This is a genomic window from Bradyrhizobium sp. 142 (assembly GCF_023074015.1).
Lineage (GTDB): Bacteria > Pseudomonadota > Alphaproteobacteria > Rhizobiales > Xanthobacteraceae > Bradyrhizobium.
This window is the reverse complement of record NZ_JADPKQ010000508.1, coordinates 1-2,205: the sequence shown is the minus strand read 5'-3', so window position 1 is coordinate 2,205 and position 2,205 is coordinate 1. Positions and strand designations below refer to the sequence as shown.

Genomic DNA, 2,205 nt, shown 5'->3' with positions numbered 1-2,205 from the left:
GCTGCAGCGTGTCAGCAGAATCCTTGAGGATAGGCGCATGCCTATCCGTATCGCTATCCTTACGACTATCCTTAGACATGGTGGGAGACCTCGTCATGATTCAGTTCACGAGATCTTCCTAATCGATCAGATCAGCCCTCAGCGCGTGGTCCCTGGATGACGCTCACGTACACTCGGCAGTGAAGCGAGATGGCAGGTCAACGGGGTGCCCGTTCCTCGTAGTTCAGTGCGGCGATGAACAAAATGGCCCCCATCAGCCCGACGAAATAAAACATGAAATCCAGCGATAGGACCCCGCCTACCTTGAATGCGGCGGTGATAGCTGCGGTGCCACCAGCAAACCCTATCAGGGCAGTGAGTATCTTCAGGTTCATCAAACTTATGGATGAGCCATCCAACAACAACGCCTAGCTAAGCTGCGACGAGTAGTCGGACCCATCCGTTATGCACACGGGAAAGGTGCCGGCAGCAAGAGCTTCAATCGGGATTTCACGGTGCATCGCCACCCTGTCGGCTCCGCGGCTTTGGTCTACGCTTGGCTGGCTCTCTTCACTCACCCCTTCACCCTCACGCACACGTGCACCCGCCCCCTGCCCCCAATCCCATTTTCCTGCTATCTCCTACCCCGCCGCTCCGGCCCAAACCAAAAACCCTCCATCCGATCAAGGGAGCAAGAAACATGCGATACCTCCACACCATGCTGCGCGTGCGCAATCTCGATGTTGCGATGAAGTTTTACCAGGATGCGCTGGGACTGAAGGAGGTGCGGCGGATCGAGAACGACAAAGGGCGCTTTACGCTGGTGTTCCTGTGCTCGTCCGACGACCTCGAGGCGCTGAAGAAGCAGCCGCAGACGCGCGGCGCGCCGCTGGTCGAGCTCACCTACAATTGGGACGAGGAGAAATACGGCGAGGACCGCTTCTTCGGCCATCTCGCCTACGAGGTCGACGACATCTACGCCACCTGCGACAAGCTGATGAAGGCCGGCGTCACCATCAACCGGCCGCCGCGCGACGGCAACATGGCCTTCGTCCGCTCGCCCGATCTGCACTCGATCGAGCTGCTGCAGAAGGGCGAGCCGAAGCCGCCGCAGGAGCCGTGGTCGTCGATGCCCAACACCGGCCACTGGTAGCGCGCGCTGCTGGAACAAGCCATCGCACCTCGCGTTCTCTTGCCAATGAGCGATTGGAGGAGGACGCGATGGGACGCGGCATTTTGTTGTGGCTATTGGGCGTGCCGATTCCGGTGATCATTCTGCTGTGGCTGTTCTTCGGCCATTGATCATCGATAAGCTTTGCATGAAAGCTCCGCCCATGGCGGAGCCTTTTTTGCATGATTGCCTCGCCGCAATCGACGTCGCTCCGCACGGCAAATTCCGCTATCACCCGCGCGTGACGGACTAGTAGCCCGGATGGAGCGCGTAGCGTGATCCGGGACCGCCGCAAGGTAAGGCCCAGAAGAGACGGGACCCATCTACGAAAGCGGAATCCGAAGACCCAAGCCCGGGTTCGGTCACGCCTCTGTCCTGGGTCACGTCGGCCGTCATTGGCGCACCGGCGTCGGTTAAAGGCTTGGGCGCATTTCAGCGCCCGTTGGCACGAGGCCGGTTTCCAGATAACGCCACAGCGCCACCATCAGCTTGCGTGCCAGCGCCACGATGGCGATCTTGCGGATGCGTCCCTTGGCCGTGCCGACCCGCTCGTGGAACCAGCGGCTCAGTTCGCTGTCAGGCTGATGTCTCAGCCACAGCCAGGCGAGCTCGATCGCGCTCGTTCGCGCGCGATGATTGCCGGCCTTGCTGATGCCTTGCTGCCGCCGGCTGGCGCCGCTGTCGTAGGGTGTGTCGGTCAGTCCGACACAGCTGCCGACCTGCCGTCGGTTCCTGAAGTCGCGATAAAACACCTCGTTGGCCAGAACCTGGGCGATCTGCGGTCCAATGGCTTGCAGCTGGGCAAGCTGAACGGCCTTCGCCTCCACCGAGCCCTTGGCCGGCGTGCTATGGGCGGCGATGTTCTCCGCTTCCAGCGTCTTAATCTGCTTGCAGACCAGCAGCAGCCGCTCATGCTCGCGACGAATTTCATCGCGTAGTCGCGGCGGCAGAGCGCGCCCGTCGCCGGTGCGCAGCTTGTCGAGATCCGACAGGAAGCTCGGCTTCAACGGCCTGGCGTCGCGGATACCCTGGCCATGCAGCAGTCCTTTGATCCG

4 protein-coding genes are annotated in these 2,205 nt (G+C 61.2%); 2 read left to right on the top strand and 2 right to left on the bottom strand.

Annotated elements, in window-relative coordinates:
• Window positions 1-197: 197 nt before the first annotated feature.
• On the bottom strand, window positions 198-374 hold the full coding sequence (locus IVA82_RS45440; protein ID WP_247387125.1) for a hypothetical protein: 177 nt from the start codon (window positions 372-374) through the stop codon (window positions 198-200).
• 305 nt (window positions 375-679) lie between these two features.
• Between IVA82_RS45440 and IVA82_RS45435 the strand changes: the two genes are divergently transcribed.
• Window positions 680-1,132: a VOC family protein gene (locus IVA82_RS45435; RefSeq protein ID WP_247387124.1), complete on the top strand. Its 453-nt coding sequence runs from the start codon at window positions 680-682 to the stop codon at window positions 1,130-1,132.
• On the top strand, window positions 1,099-1,281 hold the full coding sequence (locus IVA82_RS45430) for a hypothetical protein (RefSeq protein ID WP_247387123.1): 183 nt from the start codon (window positions 1,099-1,101) through the stop codon (window positions 1,279-1,281). Before IVA82_RS45435 ends, IVA82_RS45430 begins: the two co-directional genes overlap by 34 nt.
• A 282-nt stretch (window positions 1,282-1,563) precedes the next feature.
• On the opposite strand, the gene IVA82_RS45425 is transcribed toward IVA82_RS45430, so the two are convergent.
• The coding region (locus IVA82_RS45425) for a transposase (protein WP_247387122.1) at window positions 1,564-2,205 on the bottom strand (642 nt) is incomplete at its 5' end.